The following is a 21,242-nucleotide window of genomic DNA, read 5'->3' as shown; positions in this document are numbered from 1 at the left end:
ACGATGACCGACACACAAATCCTCGCCGTGAAAAAACCGAACGGCCCGATCGGACGTTGGCTGACTATGCTGTGGGCGGACAAGCTCGCTTTCTTCGCTGCTGTTTTTCTGTTGATCGTTCTTCTCTGTGCGCTGTTTGGTCCGTTCTTGCTGGAGGGCATTGCCACCAAGCAGAATCTGCGGGGCCGCAACGCGCCGCCGTTCGATATTACACGCGGATTGCTTTATGTCCTGGGCGCCGACGCTCTGGGCAGGCCGCTTCTTGCCCGCGTCGTCGTGGCGGCGCAAAACACCATCCTCGTGGCCGCGGCAGCGGTGCTCGCATCATCGATCGTTGGGACGACGCTTGGTCTGGTGGCGGGTTACAGCCGCTCTTCCGCCGCTCAATGGATCATGCGCCTCGGCGACGTGATCATGTCCTTTCCGTCGCTGCTTCTGGCGGTGATCGTGCTCTATATGCTCGAACCTTCGGTCGCCAATATTGTCCTGGTATTGGCGATCACCCGCATTCCCATCTATCTGCGCACCACCCGCGCCGAAGTGCTTGAGGTGCGCGAGCGGATGTTCGTGCAGGCGGCGAAGGTCATGGGAGCATCGCACTGGCGCATTGTCTTTTGTCACATCTTGCCGGTGATCCTGCCCACGCTGGTTACGATCGCGACGCTTGATTTCGCCTTCGTCATGCTGGCCGAGTCCTCGTTGTCGTTCCTTGGGATCGGCATTCAGGCGCCGGAGATCACCTGGGGCCTCATGGTTGCCCAGGGGCGGCCTTATCTCACCAATGCCTGGTGGCTTTCCTTCTGGCCGGGCCTTGCAATCATCCTGACGACGCTGTCGCTCAACCTTCTGTCGAACTGGCTGCGCATCGCGCTCGATCCGATACAACGCTGGCGCCTTGAAATAGGAGGCAGGAAGAATGGCTGAACATCTTTTGGAAGTCCGTGACCTCTCGGTCGAGTTCCACACAGTGACCGGCACCGTCAAGGCGGTACAAGATGTTCGCTGGCATCTCGATCGTGGTGAGACGCTCGCGATCCTTGGGGAAAGCGGCTCGGGCAAGTCCGTGTCTGCCTCGGCGATCATGAATCTGATCGATACACCGCCCGGCAAGATCACCAGTGGTACCATTCTCCTCAATGGGCGCGACATGCTGAAAATGACGCCTGAGGAGCGGCGTTCGATCAACGGCGCAAAGATCGCCATGATTTTTCAGGACCCGCTGGCGCATCTCAATCCGGTCTATACGGTCGGCTGGCAAATTACCGAAATGATGACCACGCATGGTCAGTCGGGGGAGCGCGCCGGTGCGAGGGCGCTCGAATTGCTTGGGCGCGTCGGCATAGCCGATCCGCAAGCGGCGATGCGCAAGTATCCGTTCCAGTTCTCCGGCGGACAGCGGCAGCGTCTGATGATCGCTATGGCGATCGCCTGCAAGCCCGACATCCTGATTGCGGATGAACCCACCACGGCGCTGGACGTTACGGTGCAGGCGCAGGTGCTCGAACTTCTGCAGGAGTTGCAGCAGGAAACCGGAATGGGCATGTTGCTGATCACGCACGATCTCGGCGTCGTTGCGGAAATCGCCGACCGGGTCGTGGTGATGAGTTCCGGATGCATCGTCGAAACGGGCAATGCGGCCGAAGTCTATCGCAACCCGCAGAACCCCTATACGAAGAAGCTGATTGCCGCCGCGCCCGGGAAAGGTGCGATGCCGCAAGAGCGTGACCGGCAGGGCGAACCGCTGCTGCGCGCAATTGGTTTGAAGAAGAGCTATGGCCTATTCCAGGCTCTGAAAGGCGTAGATTTCGTTATCATGCCGGGCGAGACGGTTGCCGTTGTCGGCGAGAGCGGCTCCGRTAAGTCGACGCTTGCCCGGGCGATCGTTCGCCTCGATGATCCGCAGGAGGGCCAGGTCCTCTATCGCGGCAACGATCTGCTTGCGATGAGCCCGAGGGAAATATTCGGGCTGCGTCGCGATTTGCAGATGGTCTTTCAAGACCCGACGCAGTCACTCAACCCGCGGATGAGCGTGTTCCGGTTGATTTCCGAGGCCTGGGTCATTCACCCGGATATCCTGCCGAAAGCGAGGTGGAAGGAGAGAGTGGCCGAATTGCTGGTCAAGGTTGGCCTAAAACCGGATATGGCGGACCGATATCCACATCAGTTCTCCGGCGGCCAGCGCCAGCGCATCGCGATTGCCCGTGCGCTCGCCATGGAGCCGAAACTGATCATCTGCGACGAGGCGGTGTCAGCGCTCGACGTGTCGGTCCAGGCACAGGTGATCGCGCTACTCGAGGGTCTGCGTCGTGAATTCGGCCTGTCCTACCTTTTCATTGCACACGACCTGCCGGTGGTGCGCGATTTTGCCGATCGTGTCATCGTCATGAAGGCCGGCACGATTGTCGAAGAGGGCCCGGTTCGCCAGATCTTCGACGCGCCCTCCCACCCCTACACTCAGGCGCTTCTTGCCGCCAGCCTCGATCCCGACCCGGAGGTTCAGGCCGCCCGCCGCGCCGCACGTTACAAACAGGAAGGACTCGTTCCCGCATGAAGCCCGATGTCATCGTCGCCTATCCGCTCCGGCCCCGTCAGATGGCGATGCTGGARGAGACCTATACGCTGCACCGGCTGGATCTTGCAAAAGGCGAAGAACGCGATGCTCTCCTACGGAAAGCCGGCCMGATCTGCACAGCTCTGGTCTGCAACGGCCATGTGACGATCGACGAAACCCTGCTTTCGCAATTGCCGGCGCTGAAGCTCGCCGCCTGTTCCTCGGCCGGCTACGACCAGATGGACGTCGAGGCGATGACACGGCGCGGCATCAAGCTCACCAACACATCCGAGGTGCTTTGCGACGACGTCGCCGACATGGCGCTGCTTCTGATGCTGGCGGCGCGTCGGCGCTTGCCGCAAGGCGACCGCTATGTGCGCTCCGGCGACTGGGCGCTGAAGGGCATGATGCCACTGACCACATCGACGTCGGGCAAGAAGGCAGGGATCGTCGGCCTCGGCCGGATAGGTATTGCGATTGCCAGGCGATGCGAAGCTGTCGGGCTGACGGTCGGMTATTATGGGCGGACGGAGAAAGCTGACAATGATTTTGCCTATTTCGACGACCCGGTAAAGTTGGCGGACTGGGCTGATATCCTGATCGTGGCGACGCCGGGCGGCCCCTCGACTGAAGGGTTGATTTCGGCGGAAGTGCTGAATGCGCTTGGACCAACGGGCAGCTTCATCAACATTGCTCGGGGCACTGTGGTCGATGAACCTGCCCTGATCGGGGCCTTGCAGGAAAGGCGGATCGCTTCGGCCGGCATCGATGTCTACCTCAACGAACCCAATCCCGATCCGCGCTTCGCAACGCTGGACAACGTTGTGCTGTATCCCCATCACGCCAGCGGCACCGAGGAAACGCGCGACAGGATGGCGCAATTGACGGTCGACAACCTTGCCGCCTTCTTCGCGGGCAGGCCGCTGTTAACCCCGGTCAATTGAGACCGGCGGCAACCCACGGCGCGGCAGTATCAGACGAAATAATGCGGGAATTCCTTCCGCAGGTCTTCGACTTTTGCGACGGTGCGGCTCAGATGGTCACGGATCGCATCGACAGCACCCTGTTCGTTGCGAGCGGCAATCGCGTCGATAATCGCATGGTGCCCCTCGAGAATGGTCATGATCTTGCCCTTTTCGGGTAGATGCAAACGACGAATGCGCTCGAGATGGCCGGACCGCTCGCGAACCAGCTGGTGAAGGCTGCTACGCTTCACGCCAGCGAACAATGTCTGGTGAAAGAGCTCGTCAAGCTCTTGGAAGATCGCAATCTGATCGGCGTCATCGGCGACTGCCGACTGCATCTTGATGATCGAGCGGGCCCGCGTGATGACGCTCGGATCCAGATCCGGGTCGGTCGCCAGGCGGCGGCAGACTTCCGTTTCCAGTGCGATGCGAAGGAAATGCGCCTCGTAAATCTGCAGGACGTCGATTCGGGTCACCACAGTACGGGACTGCGGATGAATGCGAACCAGCCCCTCCTGTTTGAGAAGCTGCAATGCGTCACGAATGGGAGTCTGGCTGACTTCATAGGTCTCCGTCAGCTCGGTGCGCGACAGCGTGGTGTCTGGCGGCAGCTGAATGGTGATGATGCGCTTTCGCAGATCATCATAGACCCGTTGGACGGTACCGGCGGCGGCGACTGGAAAACCGGGTGCAGTCAGGCCGAATGTGGAGGCGAACTGGGAATTCATGTGAGGCAATCCTTTTCGCTCCATTCATAGCTGTGCGCCGCCTAATGTACAAGAATGCAAATTTGCCATTGATATATGTGTTGAACTAAAATATCAGTTGGAGCGAACGTGCAGACGGGCGAGTGGGACAGATGGGAGAAAGCCGTGACCGCGAGGAAAACTTACGAGCAATTGCGGTCTGCCCGATGGATGCTGCCGGATGATCAGCGCTCATTCGGTCACCGGTCGCGGACCATGCAGATGGGTTATGCGCCGGAGGATTGGCAGGGAAGGCCGATCATTGCCGTCATCAACACCTGGTCCGAAGCTCAGCCGTGCCACATGCATTTCCGTGAACGCGCCGACTGGGTGAAGCGGGGAATCCTACAGTCGGGTGGTTTCCCCATGGAACTTCCTGCGCTTTCCCTTTCCGAAAACTTCGTCAAGCCGACCACTATGCTCTATCGCAATATGCTGGCGATGGAGACCGAGGAACTSCTGCGYAGCCATCCGRTSGAYGGCGCSGTKCTGATGGGCGGCTGCGACAAGACSACRCCGGGCCTGGTCATGGGTGCAGTCAGCATGGGCATTCCCTTCGTCTACCTACCCGCGGGCCCGATGCTTCGCGGCAACTATGCCGGCAAGACGCTCGGCTCCGGTACCGACGGCTTCAAATACTGGGACGAGCGCCGTGCCGGCACGATCACCAAGGAGGAGTGGCAGGGCATCGAAGGTGGGATCGCCCGCAGCTATGGCCATTGCATGACCATGGGCACGGCGTCGACGATGACGGCGATCGCAGAGGCTATGGGGCTGACGCTGCCGGGCGCTTCTTCGATCCCGGCAGCCGACGCCAACCACCAACGCATGTCAGCAGCCTGTGGCCGCCGCATCGTCGATATGGTGTGGGAGGATCTGACGCCAGACAAGATCATCACTCCGGCGGCCGTCGACWATGCCGTTACRGTTGCCATGGCGACCGGCTGCTCCACCAATGCGATCATCCACCTGATCGCCATGGCCCGACGCGCCGGCGTTCCGCTGGAGCTGGACGATCTCGATCGCATCGGTCGCACAACGCCGGTTCTCGCCAACATACGGCCTTCCGGTTCGACCTACCTGATGGAGGATTTCTTCTATGCGGGTGGCTTGCGCGCACTGATGAAGCAACTCGGGGACAAGTTGGATCCAACCGCGATTACCGTCACCGGCAAGCCCTTGGTGGATGGTCTCGACGAAGTGAAGGTCTACAATGACGACGTTATCCGGCCATTGTCGAACCCGRTCTATCACGAAGGTTCTCTCGCCGTGCTCAAGGGGAACCTGTGTCCCGATGGCGCGGTCATCAAACCAGCGGCCTGCGACCCAAAATTCCATCGCCATCGCGGCCCGGCATTGGTCGCCGACAGTTATGCGGACATGAAGAAGATCATCGACGATCCCGACTATCCGTTGACGCCGGACACCGTGCTCGTGCTGCGCAATGCCGGCCCGCAAGGTGGGCCGGGCATGCCGGAATGGGGCATGATCCCGATGCCGAAGGCGCTGTTGAAGCTTGGCCTGCGCGACATGGTGCGCATCTCGGATGCCCGCATGTCGGGGACCAGCTTCGGCGCCTGCGTGCTGCATGTCGCACCGGAATCCTATGTTGGGGGCCCTCTGGCACTGCTGAGAACGGGGGACATGGTCGACCTCGATATTCCGGCACGCAGCCTCAATATGCTGATTTCCGAAGAAGAGATCGTAGCGCGGCGTGCCGCCTGGGTTGCGCCGACCCGGCGTTACGAGCGCGGTTACGGCTTCATGTTCTCCAGCCATATCGAGCAGGCCGACAAAGGCTGCGACTTTGATTTCCTGAAGACGGAATTCGGTGGCAAGACACCTGAACCGGCTATCAACTGAGGCACCACGATGATTGATCCCGATAGACGCACGATCCCTGCACAGCCTCCCAAGGCTGGCTTCGCTGCCGGTCCGTCCAAGCTGGACGCCATCCGCTCGGTCACCCTGTCGCTCGCCTACCTGCCGTTGGCGCGGCCGATCAGCGATGCCAAGGTTTTGACGGGCCGGCAGAAGCCGCTGACGCAGGTGGCGTTTCTGTTTTGCGAGATCATGTCCGAAGCGKGCCATAGTGGTCTCGGCTTCAGTTACGCGAAGCGGGCAGGCGGGCCCGGCCTCTATGCACATGCCTGCGAGATTGCCGACAACCTGATTGGCGAAGACCCCAACGATACCGCGCGGATATGGGACAAGCTCTGCTGGGCCGGGGCCTCGGTCGGCCGCTCCGGCATTGCTACACAGGCGATCGCCGCCATCGACATCTGCCTCTGGGACCTGAAGGCGAAACGTGCCGGTCTGCCGCTTGCAAAACTACTTGGCGCCCATCGCGACAGCGTCGCCTGCTACAACACCTCCGGAGGCTTTCTGTCATCGAGCGTCGAGGAAATCCGCGATGCTATCGATCACTCTATCGCCTCCGGTATCGGCGGCATCAAGATCAAGGTCGGACAGCCCGACCCGATGGCCGACCTTCGCCGGCTTGATGCCGTGACCAGCCATATCGATGGCCGTGTACCGCTGATGGTCGATGCAAACCAGCAATGGGACCGCACGACGGCCTTGCGCTTCGGCCGCCTGGTCGAGCCGCTCAATCTTGAATGGATCGAAGAGCCGCTCGACGCCTATGACGCCGAGGGCCACGCGGCACTTGCGCGAGAACTCGCCACACCGATCGCGACCGGCGAGATGCTGGCAAGTGCCGAGGAGCATATGGCGCTCATCCGGGCCGATGCCGTCGACTTCATTCAGCCGGATGCGCCGCGGGTCGGCGGCATTACGCCCTTTCTGCGCATCTGCACGCAGGCCGAGGCGAAACGCATGCGCCTGGCGCCGCATTTCGCCATGGAAATCCATCTGCACCTGGCTGCCGCCTATGCGCATGAGCCGTGGGTAGAGCATTTCGATTGGCTGGCGCCACTGTTCAACGAACAGCTCGACATCAAGGACGGCCGGATGATCGTGCCCGCGCGTCCGGGGCTCGGTTGCAGCCTGACGGGCAAGGCCCGCGACTGGACTGTGGAAACGCTCAGCTTCGGCGCCTGAACGAGGAGGAGAAGGAAACATGAACCCCGCAACCCGTGAAAAGCTGATGGGTGTCTCTGTCGCGACGCTCTGTTCGGCACTCTACAAGCGCGGTCTGAGAAACCAGACGGTCCAGGACGTTCGGCCCGTGCAGCCGAAGGGCCGCAATATGGTGGGGCCGGCCTTCACTCTGCGCTACATGCCGGCGCGCGRGGACCGCAACGCGATGAACGTCTTTCGCAACCCGAAACATCCGCAACGGCTTGCCATCGAGACCTGCCCTGAAGGTCATGTTCTGGTGATGGACAGCCGCAAGGATCCGCGCGCCGCCTMCGCCGGCGACATCCTGATTACCCGCCTGATGATGCGTGGCGGCGGCGGCGTCGTCACCGATGGCGGTTTTCGCGACGCCATGACAATCGGTGGCCTTGATATTCCCGCCTATCACAATCGTCCCTCCAGCCCGACGAACCTCACGCTCCACGAGGCGATCGACATCAATGTGCCGATCGGTTGTGGCGATGTGCCGGTCTTCCCGGGCGACATAATTGTCGGCGACGACGAAAGCGTAATCGTCATCCCGGCTGAGATCGCCGACGAGATCGCTGACGAAGCGGTAGAGATGACTGCCTACGAGGATTTCGTCACGGAGCGCGTCAAGCAAGGTCATACGATCATTGGCCTCTACCCGGCCACAGACGAAAACAATCTGACGCTCTTTGCCGATTGGCGGAAGGTGAATGGCCGATAGGGCGACGCGTCCTCAACAACAGATCGACATGCATAAGCACGGAGCAAGGCTCCGCCGAGGAGGATAACAATGACCTGGACCCCTTCAGGCAGGCATCTCATCGCCGGCGAGTGGATTGCCGGAACGGCGACATTTCGTTCCGAGCCGGCCCATGGGCAGGCTCATGATTTTGCCGTCGGTACGACGGACCTGGTCGACCGCGCCTGCCGCGCGGCCGAAGCTGCCTTTGCGGCGTTTTCGGCAACGACACGCGAGGAGCGCGCCATCTTCCTTCAGGCAATCGCCGAGGAGATCGACAAGCGCGGTGAGGCCGTCACCCTCATCGGAACGCAGGAAACCGGGCTTCCAGAAGGCCGCCTCGACGGCGAACGCAGTCGCACCACCGGCCAGCTCAAACTCTTTGCCGACCATATCCGCAAGGGCGCGCATCTCGACGCTCGCCTCGACGCGGCCCAACCCGATCGGAAACCGGCGCCGCGGCCCGAGATCCGCCTGGTGCAACGGCCGATCGGCCCGGTCGCCGTCTTCGGCGCCTCGAATTTTCCGCTCGCATTCTCGACGGCCGGCGGCGATACGGCAGCAGCGCTTGCCGCGGGGTGCCCGGTCGTGGTGAAGGGACATTCCGCCCATCCCGGCACAGGTGAGATCATTGCCGAGGCCATTGCAGCCGCTATCGAGCGCACCCGCATGCCGGCCGGCGTGTTCAGCCTGATCCAGGGCGGCCGCCGTGATGTCGGAACGGCTCTGGTGACCCATCCGGCCATCAAGGCCGTTGGATTTACCGGCTCGCTCGGCGGCGGCCGTGCGCCCTTTGACCTTTGCGCCCAGCGCCCTGAGCCGATCCCCTTTTTCGGGGAACTCGGCAGCGTTAATCCGATGTTCCTGCTGCCGGCCGCTACCGCTGCCCGGGCAGAGGCGCTCGGTTCAGGCTGGGCCGGTTCGCTGACGCTTGGTGCCGGCCAGTTCTGTACCAATCCCGGCATTGCCGTCGTCGTCGACGKGCCAGAGGCGGACAAGTTCACCGGTGCTGTCAAGGCAGCTCTTCAAAAGGTGGCGCCGCAGACCATGCTGACCAAAGGCATCGCCAACGCCTATCACGAAGGTGTCGAACGTATGCGGGCAAGCAACGCAGTCGCGCCGGTTCTGACGACAGAGAGTGCTGAGCGTGCTGCAGGCCCGAACCTGTTCGAGACGAATGGCTCGGCCTGGCTTGCTGATCACTCGCTCAGCGAGGAGGTGTTCGGTCCTCTCGGCCTCGTCGTGCGTGTCGGCTCGCCTGAAGAAATGGTCGCCCTTGCTGAAAGCTTCCAGGGGCAACTGACCGCGACGATCCATATGGACGACGCAGATATTGGCCTTGCCCGCGACCTGCTGCCGATCCTCGAAAGGAAGGCGGGCAGGGTGCTCGTCAATGGCTTCCCGACCGGCGTCGAGGTTGTCGATTCCATGGTGCATGGCGGACCCTACCCGGCCTCGACCAATTTCGGCGCAACCAGCGTCGGGACCATGTCGATCCGCAGGTTCCTGCGCCCCGTGGCCTACCAGAATTTCCCCGCCGCGCTGTTGCCCGCAGACCTGCGGAACTGAAACGAGGAGTAGCACGATGATCGCCCCGACCGAACTTCGCGAGATCATTCGAAACGGCCTTCTGTCTTTTCCCGTCACGCCTTTCGATGCGGAGGATCGATTTGCAACCAAGCCGTTTTCAGCGCATTTGGAATGGCTGTCATCTTATCCCGTTGCCGGCCTGATCGTTGCCGGCGGCACGGGTGAGCTGTTTTCGCTGACGCCGGGGGAGGTGGTTGAGGTGGTGAAAGCCGCCCGTGCCGTGTCCGGCGACGCACCGGTGATTGCCGGATGCGGCTATGGAACGCGCATTGCCTGCGACATGGCCCGCGAGATCGAGGCGGCAGGTGGCGACGGCATTCTTCTTCTGCCGCATTACCTGACCGAGGCGCCGGCCGACGGCATCGCGGCGCGTGTCCGGGCCGTCTGCCGGGCCACCAAGATGGGCGTTATCGTCTATAATCGTGGCCAGGCGAGGGTTTCGGCCGAGCAGCTTGCCCAGCTTGCCGACGAATGCCCCAATCTGATCGGTTTCAAGGATGGTACCGGTGACATCGATACGGTGCGCCGTGTCACGATCGCCCTCGGTGACCGTCTTTCCTATATCGGTGGCATGCCGACGCACGAACTGTTCGCCCAGGCTTATCGCGGCGCCGGCATGTCGACCTATTCCTCGGCGGTCTTCAATTTTGTGCCTGAAACGGCATTGAGATTCCACAAGGCATTCCTTGCCGGCGATGACGCGACCTGTGAACAGATGCTGCGCGACTTCTATTATCCTTTTGCCMGCATCCGCGATCGCAAAACGGGTTATGCGGTATCCGCCGTCAAGGCAGGCGTGCGTTTGCGCGGCTTTGAGACGGGACCGGTACGTGCGCCGCTGACAGATCTCACCGACGAGGAAGTCGAGATGATGCGCGCACTGATTGCTTCGGCCAAGTGAAGTTTTAGCGTCCCGGACAGGGTTGCAAGCTCGTGCGTCGGGTGACGCGTTTGATCGAGTATTTCAACTAAAATATTAGTGCTTTTGTGTATCAGATGATCCGCCTACCAGGAGGAAAATGGTGCCGGATCCCAGAAAGTAGACGAGGAAACTTTATGTGAGGAGCGCCGAAGGCGCATGGGAGGAGAACGGAATGAAACTGCACATCAGAGCTGCCTGCTTATCCACCACGATGATCGCGCTGGGCTTCGGCTCGGCCCAGGCTGAAGATGCCAAACGCAACGTAAGCGTTGTGCTTGCCGAAACCGTCGATGTCGTCGAGCCTTGTATGGCTGCCCGCCAGGACGTTGGCCGGGTCATTTCTGAAAACGTCAACGAGATGCTGGTTGAATTCGACTACGTCAATGGCGGCCTCAAGCCCCGCCTGGCGACGGAGTGGTCAAAGATCGACGACGACACCTGGGAGTTCAAGCTGCGCCCGAATGTCAAATGGCACGATGGCAAGCCGTTCACCTCCAAAGATGTCCAGTTCACGATCGAGCGCAACAAGAACAAGAAGCTCAGTTGCGAGACCGGCGGCAAATATTTCGGCGGCACGGAATTCAGCTTCGAAACGCCGGACGCCAACACGATCCGCATTACGACAAAACCGGCGCAGCCGATTCTTCCGCTTTTAATGACCGTGATGGCCGTGGAATCGGCCGAGGCGACGCCAGCAAACGAGTTCACCCGCAAGCCGATTGGCACCGGCCCTTACACGTTCGACAAATGGGATATCGGCCAGTCCATCGTGCTGAAGCGCAATCCGGACTATTGGGGTGAGAAGCCGCAGGTGGAGCAAGCGACCTATCTCTTCCGTTCTGACAGTGCGGTCGCCGCCGCCATGGTCGATGCAGGCGAAGCAGATGTCGTTCCCGCCGTATCCGTGCAGGATGCCACCAACAAGGAAACCGATTTCGCCTATCCGAATTCGGAGACGACATCGCTGCGCATTGACACGCGCGAGGCGCCGCTTAACGACCGACGCATACGCGAAGCTATGAACCTCGCCATCGATCGTCAGGCGATGCTCGGAACGCTGTTCCCAGAACAAGCGAAGATCGCAACACAGCTCGTCGTGCCGACCACCATCGGATACAATGCCGATATCCCCGTCTGGTCCTATGATCCGGAAAAAGCAAAGGAACTGGTGGAAGCGGCGAAAGCTGATGGTGTCCCGGTCGATCGTGAGATTCGCATCATCGGTCGCAACGGGCAATATCCCAACGCGACCGAAGCGATGGAAGCGATAATGGCAATGCTTCAGGAAATAGGTTTGAACGTAAAGCTCGACATGTATGACGTTTCCGTGTGGAACGGATACTTCGTTGCACCTTTCGTAGCCAATTCAGGTCCGACGCTGACCCAGTCGCAGCATGATAATGCGACCGGCGATCCCGTCTTCACCGCTTTTGTAAAATACGCGACCGACGGCTCCCACTCCATGGTTCGGGATCCGGCTGTCGACGCACTAATTGCCAAGGCGACCGCCGCCACCGGCGACGATCGCACGAAACTCTGGAAGGAGCTTTTCGCCAAGGTGAACACCGAGATCATTGCCGACATCCCGATGTTTCACATGGTGGGTTTCACGCGTGTCTCGCCGCGTCTCGACTTCAAGCCGACGATTGCGACGAATTCCGAGCTGCAGTTGTCGCAGATCCACTTCAAGTGACCTCGTGAGCCGATTCAGGCACGGGCTGCCCGCTCATGGCGGCCCGTACTTTCTCGGATATGACGGATGGATGCCCATGCCTCTGATCGACCGTATTGCCCTAACCCAATTCGCCGAGCAAATACTTACCTGCGCGGGCATGGAGGCCGACAAGGCCGAAACGACAGCCGCCATCCTGGTGGAAGGCGACATGATCGGCCATGAAACGCATGGCGTCAGCCTTCTGAACTGGTATGTCGAGGCGTTAGAAGACGGTTCGCTGGCAAAGTCGGGCAGCTATGAGGTCGTCAACGACCGTGGCGCAGCCTTTGTTTGGGACGGCAAATCGTTACCAGGCGCATGGCTGCTGACTATGGCGATCAACCAGGCCTGCGAACGCGTACGCGATCATGGCGTCGTCACCGCCGCAATCCGCAATTGTCATCATACCTGTGCTCTTTCAGCCTTCATGCGAAAGGTCACCGAACAGGGCCTCATCGTACAGTTGTCGGTGTCGCACCCGGCCGCAAGCCGTGTTGCGCCTTATGGAGGCACAAAGCCGCTACTGACGCCCAACCCGATGGCTGCCGGCTTTCCGACGTCCACGGATCCGATCCTGATCGACGTTTCGGCATCGATTACCACCACGACCATGACGCAAAATTTGGCCAAGGCCGGCAAGAGATTTCCCGAGGCTTGGGCTTTCACCGCCGCAGGCGAGCCGACCGACGATCCGCGCGAGGTGACCGAACGTGGCGGGACGATGATGCCTCTCGGCGGTCAGCTGAAGGGACACAAGGGGTTTGGTCTCAGCCTGATAGTCGAACTGCTGGGGCAGGGGCTTTCCGGCAAGGGGCGGGCGAATGCGCCATCCGGTGTCTTTTCGCAAAGCGCTTTTGTGCAAGTCATTGATCCCGCCTTTTTCGCCGGGCTGGACGCCTTTACAGTGCAGTCTGACTTTCTTGCGACCGCATGCCGCAATAATCCTCCGGCGCCCTGGAACAATGGCCCCGTCCGCATGCCGGGTGACAGCGCAGCGCGCCGGCGCCGTTTGGCGTTGGAAGAGGGTGTGCCGGTCGGCKATTTGCCCTGGGAGAAGCTCTGTAAACATGCCGAGRTACTAGGCGTGCCTGTTCCTGACGTCGCCGCGTAAAGAAAGCACCGGGACGTTTTTGTCGGCCGCCATGGCGTCGTGGATGACGCAGAACCTTCCTTGCGGAACGGGTCTCGTTTGGAGAGAGGTGACAGGGCGTGTCGAGCCGCATCCACTCGACGCTGCCCCGCGATGCGAAGACCTCGCTGCCGATCGCAGTGCAGCCCGCGGTTAGAGTGGTTCATGGTTTTGCGGAACCGGCGCGGGATTCCCAAATCATCTGCGTTGCAAGTCGGATCTATTTTTGCGTCAGCCAGGCTTTTACCTTGCGGCTGAAGGCATCCGACAGTCTCTGCGCGAGAGCGTCCTCTGTCTGGGAAGACTGCGCGGCATTGATCGCCATGGCTATGACGATCCCGATCTCCCCGTCACCTCGAATTCCCTTGTCTTCGCCGCGAATGTTTTGGGCCTCAGCAATCAGTCGGCCCGTCTTTGCGTCCTCCAAGCGAACCGTTCCGGAGATATAGCTGTCATTGCCGGCAATGATGCGTCCGGCTTTACTGGAAAGATCGACGATGTGCAGGGTGACGATCAGTCTGCTCGCTGTCTTGCCGTCCGGCACTCCCTTAACGTCACGGTTCAGCGAATTATCGAGCGCGCGAACGACTGCTGGTAGTTGTGGATCGGCTCGCGTGCGGTCGAAGCCTCCCATGTTGATATCGGGCGCCGTCTCCACACGGATTTGGGTGACAGAGGTCTCCCGAAGCACCGACGCAAGCCTCGGATCCGTGGTTACGCAAGAGGTTAGGAGGACAAAAAGAGGAAAGGCCACGAGAAGCCGTGATAGGCGCATGATAACTCTCTKAGGACGTTGAAGTGATAAGTCTGGGAGATCGCCAGCCGGCTCTTGCAGCTTGCCAATTTCTTTACCGATAATAATTTTATCTTTTATAAACAGTATCTTGCATGAAAGTGGCGGCGTCTGCCCTACATTGGAAAGAGATGGGTCAAAGGGAAACCTGTCGGCTTTGAGAGGGAAAGATGTTGTGTGAAAGAATCCGCGCGGGACATGAATGAAATGCAACTTGAGGAAATATTCCTGACGAATCCTCTTCAGGCGCCCCGCTGTTGATGTCAACGTATGATTGTACAGGATAGTGAATTGTTTTTTGTCGATAAGTACTTCATTCTAGCGAAAGTTGATTTTGCCAATAAGCGATGGCAAGAGCTGGACGGTGGGCTCGAACGCCTGCAGATACAGCCGTATCCTTCGCCCCGCTCCCTCATTTAGAGGTTAGTTTCGCCCGTTCGATGTCTTCGCCAGCATCTCGCTGAGCGTTGCCGCCGAGAGCATGGCCTCGGCCAAAAGCTTCTTGAGCTTCTGGTTCTCTTCCTCCAGTGCTCTCACCCTTTTGGCTTCGAGACCGACATTTCGGAACTGCAGGGATTGCCACCGGTAGAAGGTCGGCTCGCTGATACCGTGTCTGTGGCAAACATCTGCCACCGTCACTCCGGCCTGGTGCTCCTTCAGAATGCCGGTAATCTGGTCGTCGTCGAATTTTCTCTTGCCCATCACCGTGTCAGTCCTCGCGAAATGCTCTGTTGAAACTGTCGAGGAGTGGTCTARCGGCATAGAGCGCCACGCTGCTTTTGCCCGTTTCGATCAGTGTCTGTGCGGGCATGCCCGCGACCAGTTCGACATCATTCATTTTCGCCAACCGCTCGTCCGTGACACGGATTGTCGCGGCAAAGTAGGGCTGGCCGTTCTGCGTATCGGTGAGACGGTCCGCTGAAACATACTCGACACGACCTTTCAGGAGTGGAACGCGCCGCTGATTGTATGGAAGGAGATGAACCTGTGCCTCGAGCCCCACACGGACGAGATTGATGTCTTCCGGCCTCACGTGGACAGACACGATAAGGCGATCGGAGCGTGGCAAGAGATCGACGAGCGGCTCGCCCGCGCCGATCACTCCACCTGATGTGTRGATGCRCAGATTCATGATTGTTCCGTCTTCGGGAGCTCGGATATCGGTCCTTGAAAGTTGGTCGTCGATCGCCCGCAAGCGCTCGCGCAGTTGCATGATCCGACTTTCCATATCGCGCATACCTTGGGCGACTTCGCTCAACCGGTCGCTCTCAAGCTTTGCGAGATCGGCCTGTGATTCGCTGATCACCTGGTAGGCGCGAGAGATCTGTGCCTCTACTTCACCCTGCTGGCCGTCAAGGTCTGCTTTTTCCCGCTCGAGGTTGAGAAGCCGGCTCTTTTTTTCCAGTCCTTTGGCGTTGAGGACCGCAACCTGTTCCATTTCCTGCTGCGAGATTGTGACTCTGTCGGCCAGTGCTGCCTTCTGCGCGCCAAGCCCGACGATTTCCTGCCGCACCTGCGCGATTTTTTCATTGGTGATCCTGATTTCCGCCTGCATGACCCGGCGACGGGCTTCGAAAATTTTCTGTTGCCCGGTCAGAATCGCGCTGACCGCAGGATATTTGTCCATTGCTGCCCTGAGATCCTGGGGATAGGCGACATTGTCGCGGCCCGTCTGCTCCGCAAGCAGGCGGGCGCGGCTTCCTTCGGCGTCCCAAAGTTGCCCTTGAATGCTGTCGCGCTCCGAGCGAGATTTCGTATCGTCGAGTTCTATGACGACTTCCCCGGCCGTGACCGCATCGCCGTTTTTGACGAGTATCCGTCGCACGATCCCGCCTTCCAGATGTTGAATGGTCTTGMGGCTGGATTCCGGMTCGATGACGCCCGATGCGATCGCAGCGCTTTTAAGCGGCGCCAGAACCGACCAGATCCCCAATCCGACGATGAAGACCAGGATCAACAGGTTACCCGTCCAAACAACGCCTCTGAGCCCCGGCATGGGTGAAGGGGGGGCGAGCCCGCGCTGTTGCGATCCGATATCAGACGAATAGGCCGTCTGTTGCCTGGTTGCCGCTGTCGATCGTCGAGCGAACCGCTGGACCGTCCTTGACCAATTTGAAGATCTCGCCGGCTTTGCGTCCAGTTGAACAAGGGTCATGGCAGCGTCCTTCCCTATGTTCTTGTTCGAGACGGTGGTTGAAGATAAGTTTCATAAATCCGCTCACTGTCGCCGAAGGCAGCCACGGTCCCGTTACGCATGACGGCAATCTTGTTGGTGACCGGCAGGATCCCCATCCGGTGCGTTATGATGACGATGGTCATGCCCCTGGATTTCATGCGCTCGATTGCCATGAACAGCATTCGTTCGCCGTCATAATCCAGGCTCGAATTCGGATCGTCGAGAACGATAAGAGATGGATTTCCATAGGCCGCCCGTGYCAGTCCCAGCTGCTGGCGCTGAGCTCGAAGGAGCAGGTTTCCCCCTTCACCGATATCGGTCTCATAACCCCGGGGGAGCCGCATGATCGCTTCGTGCAATCCGACCAGCTTTGCGGCGTCGATCGCCTTGCCGGGATCTCCCCCGTCCAGCCGGCCGATCACATCCTTGATTGCTCCGCCGAAGAGTTCGATGTCCTGCGGCAGGTATCCGACGTGGCGGGTCCCGCCGCAAAGGCGTAGAGCCGAGATATCGACCCCACCGAGAAGAGCACATCCGCTCGTCGCCTGCACAACGCCTGCTATGACGCGTCCAAGTGTCGATTTTCCCGATCCGGACGGACCGATAAGCGCTACGCAATCGCCAGGTGCCAGGCGCAAGGTGATATCCGTCAATATTGGCTGATTGGCGAATGGCTTGATATAGCTGACGTTATCGAGAACGAGGCCACCGGGTTCCGGTACCGGCACCATTCGGGCATCGGATCCCGATGCAACTGTTATCAGCATATTGTTCAGACGATTAAAGGCATTGCGCGCATACGTGAAGGCGCGCCATGCCCCTATTGCGCCCTCGATCGGCGCGAGYCCGCGTCCGAGCAGCAGGCTGGCAACGAAGATGATTCCGGGGCTGCCATTGTTGGCGAGCACCAGCCATGTCGCCGATCCCATCATGAGGATCTGCGCGAGTGTGCGGATCGATTTGGAGAAACCAAGAATGATCTCCGTGCGATGCATCGCGATGTCCTGCGACCTTCTTGCCATTTCCGCATCGCGATAGACGATCTGCGCTGCGCCATCCTGCATGCCCATCGCCCTGATAACCTCGATGTTTTTGAGGGCGGTCGCAAATCGCAAATAGCTCCTCGAAAGGGCAAGATTGGCCTGGCCAAGCGGCTCTCGCGTCGCCAGTTCCGTCAGGAATGCAAACAGCAGAAGCGCAAATGCGCTCAGAAGACCGATGGTCCCGAGCAGCGGATGAACAAGAAAGAGCAGGAGCAGGAATAGCGGCGCCCAGGGAACGTCAAAAAACAGCGAGCTGGCCGGTGAATCGAGGAACTGGCGCAATGCGGCCAGATCCCTGTAGCATTCCGTGGCGGCTCCCGTATCGGCGCGAGCGGCATATTCGAATGATGCGGTCAGCACCACGGGCCGCAGCCTGTGGTCCAGCCAGCTCCCGATGCGCGAAAGAGCTGCCCTGCGCACGATATCGAGCATGGACCCGACCAGCACCGCGACGGCGATGATCAACGTCAGCATCAGGAGCGTGTCAGAGCTTCGGCTCGACAGGACCCTGTCATAGATCTGCAGGAGGTAGATGGAAGGCGCCAGAAGAAAGAGATTGTAGCCGCAGCTATAGAGGAAGACCAACGTGAAGGCTCCTGCACAAGCTCGGAGCGCGACAACGAGATGTGTCTGCGGGCGCGATGGCTTTGTAGAAATCGTTGCCATTATCAGATCTCGCTGCATTTGATACTGACAAGAAGAGGCTGCTTGCTGGTTCAGCAAATGATCAGGGTCGCCAGCCGAAACCGGCGACCCTCAAGGCGAATGAGTTCATGAGCCAAGATGGCTGACGTCGATATGGCCGAAGGCGTTGATGAAATGATCGAGAGCATTGTTCACCGTCGTCGTTTCGGGATCGGTGTGAACCAAAGCTGACGAGATATCGCCGCCCAGAGCGTTGTTCCCGTTGCCGCCGTTACCGCCGACGCCTGCGAGGATGGTGGCGTGCTGATCGGCCACGAGCTGCGTATACTGTGTCGCGGTCGTCGCCGCAGCCACCGCAGCCGTATCGCCGCCGCTCGTGTTTCCTTGATCGCCGTTGGAGTGTGAATCTCCACCAGCGCCGCCAGCGCCGCTGGTGAGCGATGCCAGGAAACCGTTCTGGGCCTGGCTGAAGCCACCGGCTCCACCGCCGCCGGCGTCCCAATCTGCCCCCTGCCAGACGTGATCGCCGTTATGCACATCGGTGGTTGCTCCGTAGACCGTTTGCACGGGGTCTACATATGCAACCGGGTTGTAGTTAATGTTGCCACCGTTGTGGCCATCACCGCCGTTGCCGGCATTGGCGTCGCCCGCATCCGGGTTGTTGAGATAAATCGTGTCAGACATTTGTGGAATAGGCATTGATGTCACTCCTTCTACTTCGTTTCGTCCGTGAACCTTTTACGGCGTCCACCTTACGGCGTGGGTATTCGTTATCACCGCCAGCCAATACAACCGCGGGCGAATATTGCTCGCGATTTAATCTGCGAACTATCTAGATATTCGGCGACGTTCCTTTGGGCGTATACTTGGAGATGATAAGGCGTTGCTTTGGATTGGTATCTGGTGGTCCGACTTCGTCGAAGCGACGCCGCTCTTCGAAGCACGGCCGTCCGGGCGAACCGGCAGTATTGCGGGGTTTTGATCAGCCTGCGCCTGGCGGAAGAGATCCTGTTCGAGGCTGCAAAACTTTCATGTCCGCCGCGAGAAAGTGGGTGCAAGCTGCAGGACCTTTCGTCCGAAGACGGATGGTGCTCTCGAACCCGGACAATGGGACGCTCCGGCCATGACAGCCAAATGGCTACGGTACTAGCCGCGGGGATGTAGACGAATTGCAGGCTCTGCTTTTCTGACGTTCAGAGGCACAATGCTGAAAAATTCAGGCTGCATGTGCTGCACGCCCGATGGACGCGCGGTCGGACGCGGAACGGAGACGGTAATGACGGAAACTCGTCCCTTACTGGAAGACGTGCCCAAAGCGGGCACCGATCAAAACCTCGCTTCAAATGTGGCCGCGGGGCATCTGGCGCTGGTGCCGACCTGGCTTCCGTTGGATGTCGCTTCAGGTCCGAGCTATACGTCGGCCGGTAGCGGTGGTGACGGGATAAGCGAAGGCGTGATCAGCAGCAACGCATTGGCCGTCTTCATGCCGTCCAATGCCGCTATTGCTGGACCTCATTCGAGTGTCGACGCCTTTCAGGGCAACAACGCGCTCATCAATCAGCATCCCACCGAAATGGCTGGAATTGGGGGGAATGGTGGAAGCGGAAATGTTGCCATCGGCGGCGGTGATGGCGGCAGTCATGCCGGCGGCGGGGGCAATGGGCTCTTCTACGGCGGACTCGTCAGCACCGAAGTCGCGCTGTTTGCCCCCGTGAATGCTGCTGTGGCTGCCGGCCCCGGTGCCACGGCTCACTCCGAGCAATCCAACAATGCACTGTTCCTGCAGGGCGCAACCCAGATTGGCGGTATGGGTGGCTCGGGCGGAGACCATAACGTTGCGGGCCATGGCCCGTCGATGAGCCCGGGAACTGCGCTGACATTGACCGGCGACTATTATGCGGGCCACGGCGGCGATGGATATTTCGTCGGCAGCATGGTCGACGTCAGCATAGCGATCTTCTCGCCGATCAACATCGCTATCGGCGCCGCAGGCGGCTCGGCGCAGGCTCATCAGACAAACAATGTCATTTTCGATCAGGGCACTGTGCAGATCGCCGGCATCGGCGGCGATGGCGGTGGCTTCAACCTGTCGTCAGACACGATTTTTACCGGTAACCACGCGGGCGGCGGTGGCGGGGTTGGATCGTCAACCGGCAGCATGGTTGACGTCAATTTCGCCTATTTCCATCCCATCAACATTGCCGTTCCCGCCGGTGGCACGGCAGACGCCCAACAGATCGATCACGTTCTCTATGATCAGGATGCGCTTCAGCTGGCCGGCATCGGGGGCCATGGCGGCGGGGGCAACCTCACGGACGCCCATTCGGCTCTCGTAGACGACATTCTGGGCTTCATGCATAGCTAGCGCAACTCCAGCAAAAGCGTGCAGCGGTTTGCGTTCGGAATCGCGTGAAAACAATACTCTAGCGGATGGACTCCCCACTTGCTTTGCGGAGGCTCAATTGCACGAGACTGTTCTTCGTGCCATTTCARGCCATATGTCGAATTGCTTCCTCCGCCCGGCTTTCGTCTCCCGGGCCGACATGGCCACGGCCGGCTCATTGAGACGCCGAACATTCCACCATGACCTATCCGCATTGCTTTAAGGCGTGTCACAATCTTTCAGATTCGCTTGCCACACTTTAGAACGCCGTGCGTCCATTCGGACGCGCTAAGGACCTCTAACTCTTTTAATCTACGCACCGGCCCGCAAATCGATTCCGATTTTYGGGCCGATGCGTAGGCCTTTGTTTTCGCATGTCGTCGTCGCAAAACCGCTGTACACTTTTGGGTGACATGCTTTGGATTTCGGCGGCGAGGCAGTTGCCTCCGGCCTGCATCTGCGGGTACCGGCGCAGTGCTGCCTGAGTGAAAACGATGCTAACTGGTATTTATGCGTCGCCAGAGCCGAGTTTTTCAATAATCATAACGGGTTATCAGCGATCTCACGCTTGTGTCACTTTTCGCGTTAGTCGCTTTCACTGTCGAGGTCTGCACCTGCTTTGAATTGAGAAATGGAAACAAAGCCGAGCTGATCGGCAGCTCGTTATATCCAACGGCTCTTTCCGGAAAGGGTCTGTAGTAGATCGGCTGCCTTTTCAGTGCCTTTGAAAGCTTTGTTGACTTGCTTGCCGTACGTCAATTGGGCGGAGACTGG

At 59.6% G+C, this 21,242-nt stretch carries 16 protein-coding genes and 1 pseudogene; 11 read left to right on the top strand and 6 right to left on the bottom strand.

Going from position 1 to position 21,242, the window contains the following annotated elements; genetic code table 11:
• The first annotated feature begins 3 nt into the window (after positions 1 to 3).
• Genes AC1DNW_RS18770 through AC1DNW_RS18760 form a run of 3 tightly spaced genes read left to right on the top strand, consistent with a single transcriptional unit; the run spans position 4 to position 3,495 of the window.
• Positions 4 to 924, top strand: a complete 921-nt coding sequence (locus AC1DNW_RS18770; RefSeq protein WP_477854019.1) for an ABC transporter permease — start codon at positions 4 to 6, stop codon at positions 922 to 924.
• A complete protein-coding gene (locus AC1DNW_RS18765; RefSeq protein WP_477854018.1) occupies positions 917 to 2,551 on the top strand; it encodes an ABC transporter ATP-binding protein in 1,635 nt (544 codons plus the stop codon). The genes AC1DNW_RS18770 and AC1DNW_RS18765 overlap by 8 nt, the downstream gene beginning before the upstream one ends.
• A complete protein-coding gene (locus AC1DNW_RS18760) occupies positions 2,548 to 3,495 on the top strand; it encodes a 2-hydroxyacid dehydrogenase (protein WP_477854017.1) in 948 nt (315 codons plus the stop codon). Before AC1DNW_RS18765 ends, AC1DNW_RS18760 begins: the two co-directional genes overlap by 4 nt.
• A gap of 29 nt (positions 3,496 to 3,524) precedes the next feature.
• Here AC1DNW_RS18760 and AC1DNW_RS18755 read toward each other — a convergent pair whose 3' ends face one another.
• Entirely contained in the window at positions 3,525 to 4,244 is a 720-nt protein-coding gene (locus AC1DNW_RS18755; RefSeq protein WP_477854016.1) for a GntR family transcriptional regulator, read from the bottom strand.
• A gap of 144 nt (positions 4,245 to 4,388) precedes the next feature.
• On the opposite strand from AC1DNW_RS18755, the gene araD reads away from it, so the two are divergent.
• The 7 genes from araD (at position 4,389) to AC1DNW_RS18720 (ending at position 13,410) form a co-directional block, all read left to right on the top strand.
• Positions 4,389 to 6,125, top strand: coding sequence for an L-arabinonate dehydratase (gene araD / locus AC1DNW_RS18750; protein ID WP_477854015.1), 1,737 nt, complete (start codon positions 4,389 to 4,391; stop codon positions 6,123 to 6,125).
• A gap of 9 nt (positions 6,126 to 6,134) precedes the next feature.
• Positions 6,135 to 7,325 (top strand): L-talarate/galactarate dehydratase, encoded by a 1,191-nt coding sequence (locus AC1DNW_RS18745; protein WP_477854014.1) that lies wholly within the window; start codon positions 6,135 to 6,137, stop codon positions 7,323 to 7,325.
• Between the two features lie 19 nt (positions 7,326 to 7,344).
• Positions 7,345 to 8,055: a ribonuclease activity regulator RraA gene (locus AC1DNW_RS18740; protein ID WP_477854013.1), complete on the top strand. Its 711-nt coding sequence runs from the start codon at positions 7,345 to 7,347 to the stop codon at positions 8,053 to 8,055.
• 69 nt (positions 8,056 to 8,124) lie between these two features.
• The gene (locus AC1DNW_RS18735) at positions 8,125 to 9,642 is read left to right on the top strand and encodes an aldehyde dehydrogenase (NADP(+)) (protein WP_477854012.1); all 1,518 of its coding nucleotides are present in this window, start codon (positions 8,125 to 8,127) and stop codon (positions 9,640 to 9,642) included.
• 16 nt (positions 9,643 to 9,658) lie between these two features.
• Positions 9,659 to 10,564 carry a 5-dehydro-4-deoxyglucarate dehydratase gene (locus tag AC1DNW_RS18730; RefSeq protein WP_477854011.1) on the top strand — a complete coding sequence of 302 codons (906 nt, stop codon included), beginning with the start codon at positions 9,659 to 9,661 and terminating at the stop codon, positions 10,562 to 10,564.
• Between the two features lie 193 nt (positions 10,565 to 10,757).
• Entirely contained in the window at positions 10,758 to 12,278 is a 1,521-nt protein-coding gene (locus tag AC1DNW_RS18725) for an ABC transporter substrate-binding protein (protein WP_477854010.1), read from the top strand.
• Between the two features lie 70 nt (positions 12,279 to 12,348).
• The gene (locus AC1DNW_RS18720) at positions 12,349 to 13,410 is read left to right on the top strand and encodes an Ldh family oxidoreductase (protein WP_477854009.1); all 1,062 of its coding nucleotides are present in this window, start codon (positions 12,349 to 12,351) and stop codon (positions 13,408 to 13,410) included.
• Between the two features lie 238 nt (positions 13,411 to 13,648).
• Here the strand turns inward: AC1DNW_RS18720 and AC1DNW_RS18715 are convergent, their stop codons facing one another.
• The 5 genes and pseudogenes from AC1DNW_RS18715 to AC1DNW_RS18695 all read right to left on the bottom strand — a co-directional run bounded on the left by AC1DNW_RS18715 (position 13,649) and on the right by AC1DNW_RS18695 (position 18,784).
• Positions 13,649 to 14,203 carry a hypothetical protein gene (locus AC1DNW_RS18715; protein WP_477854075.1) on the bottom strand — a complete coding sequence of 185 codons (555 nt, stop codon included), beginning with the start codon at positions 14,201 to 14,203 and terminating at the stop codon, positions 13,649 to 13,651.
• Positions 14,204 to 14,665: 462 nt separating this feature from the next.
• A pseudogene (locus AC1DNW_RS18710) lies at positions 14,666 to 14,923 on the bottom strand (transposase); the annotation flags it as partial.
• A gap of 7 nt (positions 14,924 to 14,930) precedes the next feature.
• Positions 14,931 to 16,376 (bottom strand): HlyD family type I secretion periplasmic adaptor subunit, encoded by a 1,446-nt coding sequence (locus tag AC1DNW_RS18705; RefSeq protein WP_477854008.1) that lies wholly within the window; start codon positions 16,374 to 16,376, stop codon positions 14,931 to 14,933.
• A 14-nt stretch (positions 16,377 to 16,390) separates the two neighbouring features.
• Positions 16,391 to 18,106 carry a type I secretion system permease/ATPase gene (locus AC1DNW_RS18700; protein WP_477854007.1) on the bottom strand — a complete coding sequence of 572 codons (1,716 nt, stop codon included), beginning with the start codon at positions 18,104 to 18,106 and terminating at the stop codon, positions 16,391 to 16,393.
• A gap of 105 nt (positions 18,107 to 18,211) precedes the next feature.
• Positions 18,212 to 18,784: a PE-PGRS family protein gene (locus tag AC1DNW_RS18695; RefSeq protein WP_113298626.1), complete on the bottom strand. Its 573-nt coding sequence runs from the start codon at positions 18,782 to 18,784 to the stop codon at positions 18,212 to 18,214.
• 577 nt (positions 18,785 to 19,361) lie between these two features.
• On the opposite strand from AC1DNW_RS18695, the gene AC1DNW_RS18690 reads away from it, so the two are divergent.
• Positions 19,362 to 20,450: a hypothetical protein gene (locus AC1DNW_RS18690; protein WP_115037803.1), complete on the top strand. Its 1,089-nt coding sequence runs from the start codon at positions 19,362 to 19,364 to the stop codon at positions 20,448 to 20,450.
• Positions 20,451 to 21,242: the final 792 nt, after the last annotated feature.

Source organism: Rhizobium sp. 05L429 (assembly GCF_056397645.1).
This window is presented reverse-complemented; position numbering and strand designations above follow the sequence as displayed.